Source organism: Phormidium sp. CCY1219, assembly GCF_035615515.1.
Taxonomy (GTDB): domain Bacteria; phylum Cyanobacteriota; class Cyanobacteriia; order Cyanobacteriales; family Laspinemataceae; genus CCY1219.
In genome coordinates this window covers 1-2,797 of sequence record NZ_JAJENT010000611.1, presented here as the reverse complement: position 1 = coordinate 2,797, position 2,797 = coordinate 1, and the positions used below count along the sequence as shown (strand labels likewise).

Sequence of the window (2,797 nt, the reverse complement as noted above, 5' to 3'; positions counted from 1 at the left end):
GGGGGCGAATTCCTCCCCATACATAAATGACAGGGGTTTCCATTCGCCCCCCTTACCAACCCCTAATTTTCGATGAATTTTCTCAAAATTGGAGATATTATTCTGAATACGAACTACATTGCTGCGGTGGAATTGAATGCAGACGTAGGCAATGAGGACAGCTATGTGGTCGTGGTCATGGGAGCTGTGGAAGGTACCTTTAAAGGCGATACGGGCAATTTAGAGTTAAAAGAGTTTCGCTTTAGTGGAAAAGCCGCTGAAAAAATTCGCCATTATTTTAGCGATCCCACCCTGGTGAACCATTTGCTTTAATCCCCTCGGGATCCGCCCCCATCTCCTGGTTAAAGGGGGTGTCCCTGGGGCGGCGATCGCTTCACCTGCCTCGCCACGACCCACATCGCGTGGGACTGCCAAAAATTTATTTAAGTGAGTATTACTTAAGTGATTGAATTTAAGTGAGTCTTAAAAAATGAGATGTAGGAATTTCCGCGTTTGGCCGTGAAAAAACTGCCGTTGTCCCTCAACCCCCATTCCGCGTGCAGACGGTCAACATCTGCGGTTTTCAGGGGTGAAAACAGCGCCTACAACCAACGATTTGAATCATTTAAAAAAATAACCGGGTTTTAAATTTAGTTTGGAATCAGCTTGGGGTTCTATGGTGTAAGTTAATCCTCGATGAGCTGGAGCCATCCTCGGCGGACGTTGTACAGCAGGCGATCGATAATCGCTTGCTCGTCTTCGCTGAGACACTCTTTTAACAAAGCCGCTCGAATTTGCTGTCGGTCGGCCATTGTCACGACATTAGAGAACATCACTTGACCGTAAAGTTCTTCAAGGGGGACTTGGGGCATGGATGCGGTAAGTTCCATCTGCTTTTGAAAATGATGAATAGGCATAGAAGGACGATATTCCTTATATTAGCGATGTTGTTCTAACAGGATGTGATGAAAATTGCTATTCATCTGTGATATTAATCCTCAAGTCACGTGATCTCGATGTTCTGCTTTTGTGACTTCGATCGCAGCCGAAAAAAAGGCGCAGAGTCGATCGCCTCTAATCCTGCCCTGGAAACGGTTTGGTCTGATGGGTGGTCGGCCAAGCCCCGGACACAATTGCGAAGCGCCGAGGGTTGCCTCGAGGGGGGCGATCGCGTCGCTAAAGGTTCAGCGCTTTGCAAGCCTACCTGAAATTTGCGCCCCCGACTGGTTCGTTCGCCGAGAGAGTTTTTCTGTGACAAACAGCATTCACCAGGGTTTTGCAAAGCAACGCCAAAGATGGAGGAGAAGGAGGAAGAGGCAAACAATATTTGACAGGATTTCAACTGAGCGATCGCCCTTCCACCGACAATTTTACCCGGGAGATAGCTGCAAACTGCCGGAGTCGGGAAAGCCAAGTTGGTTGCGATCGCCAAAGCGCCAATGTTGGCGATATTGACGCAAGAAATTCTGACCCACAATTCCATCGACCCCCAGCATCTCTAATACCCCCGGTGACAAAATCACCGCCTCCAAATTTTGCTGTTGATGCTGCTGCAAGCTGACGCGATCTAAGCGCGTTTTGGTGGCCAATTCGGTGCCGCAAAATCCGCGCACTTCCACTGCTTCTGCCCGGTTTTCGCCATCGAGTCCGAGTTGCGTGGCTAAATTTTGGGTGATGACCATTAACTCAGCGCCGGTATCGAGCAAAAATGTAAACGGACCGCGATCGTTGATGCGAACGTGGGTCGTCATTACTCCGAGTCTGCCTTGCAGGGGAATGGCATCGCGGGGGGGTTTGGAGGGGGGTAGCAGTTGGAGTTGTAAGGTTTGCGGATTGACGATCGCATCGAACCCGCTGATAAAATCTAGGCCGATTACCCCAGACATATCGCCGGGAATGGCAGTTTTGGGCAATCCCATGCCGGTGATGCCTTCCACCGTGGCGGATTCGATCGCGATTGTGGGTAAGGTATGCAGGGTAGCATTCACCTCAGAACAGTCTTCCCCCACTACCATGTAAGCGAGCAACTCATTGGGGATCGCGGTTCCCTCTAGTCCTAACTCTTGGACGATTTCGCGATCGATCATCGAGTTAGAAGCGCCGGTATCGAACAGGAAGGATTCCGACTGTCCGGCGATGGTCACCGGAACGCTCAATAAGAGTTGGTTTTCGACGGGTTGCAGTTGCACCGTGGCTTGCCCTTCGCGAACCGGTTGGGGCAAGCTCACACCAGTGAGCTTCACTAATGCGAGCATCCGCTCGTTAGCATCGGGTCGAATGCTGCCATCGGGGGCGAGCAAAACCACTTGGAAGAGACATTGCACGGAAGCGGCTTGCAGTGCCTCTTGTGATGCCTGTTGTGGGGGGGTTTCAAGGGTGACAGCCACACACTGCACGATTTTTTTCAGCATTTCTTCTCCCAAGGAATCGGGGGCTGAGGGGACATTTTGCCCGATCGCCCTGGATGAGCTGGGGGAATTTTCGCTGTTTTTGGCTTCACTTAAGTTATAAACGAGCCGGGGTGTTTCCGTCCCGACGGCGATCCCCTCTGGATTTTGTCGCCAATTGTGAGAAGCTAGCAGGGGGTGGGTGAAGGGAATTGCGCCACACACAGATGCGGCGGTGAGGGAAAGGGCGATTTTCCAAAAGCGTTTCATAGGTCGAATTTTAACGCGGCTTTCACGCGATGGTTGGATGGATGTAGTGCAATGTTAGAATACTTTTGAGCGGTTTGACTGGGAAGGTCAGGAACCCCATCCCTAAAGGGAGGGGCTTGGTAAGACTTTATTTTCCCAAGCTCACCTGACCAGAAGACCAG

General features: G+C 50.9%; 3 protein-coding genes. 1 reads left to right on the top strand and 2 read right to left on the bottom strand.

What is annotated here, in order from left to right:
• Positions 1-72 precede the first annotated feature (72 nt).
• Positions 73-312 carry a hypothetical protein gene (locus tag LKK83_RS17125; protein ID WP_324632459.1) on the top strand — a complete coding sequence of 80 codons (240 nt, stop codon included), beginning with the start codon at positions 73-75 and terminating at the stop codon, positions 310-312.
• Positions 313-665: 353 nt separating this feature from the next.
• Here LKK83_RS17125 and LKK83_RS17120 read toward each other — a convergent pair whose 3' ends face one another.
• Together LKK83_RS17120 and LKK83_RS17115 are read right to left on the bottom strand one after the other, a co-directional pair.
• Positions 666-869: a hypothetical protein gene (locus LKK83_RS17120; protein WP_324632460.1), complete on the bottom strand. Its 204-nt coding sequence runs from the start codon at positions 867-869 to the stop codon at positions 666-668.
• Positions 870-1,349: 480 nt separating this feature from the next.
• Positions 1,350-2,636, bottom strand: coding sequence for a retropepsin-like aspartic protease (locus LKK83_RS17115; RefSeq protein WP_324632458.1), 1,287 nt, complete (start codon positions 2,634-2,636; stop codon positions 1,350-1,352).
• Positions 2,637-2,797 lie beyond the last annotated feature (161 nt).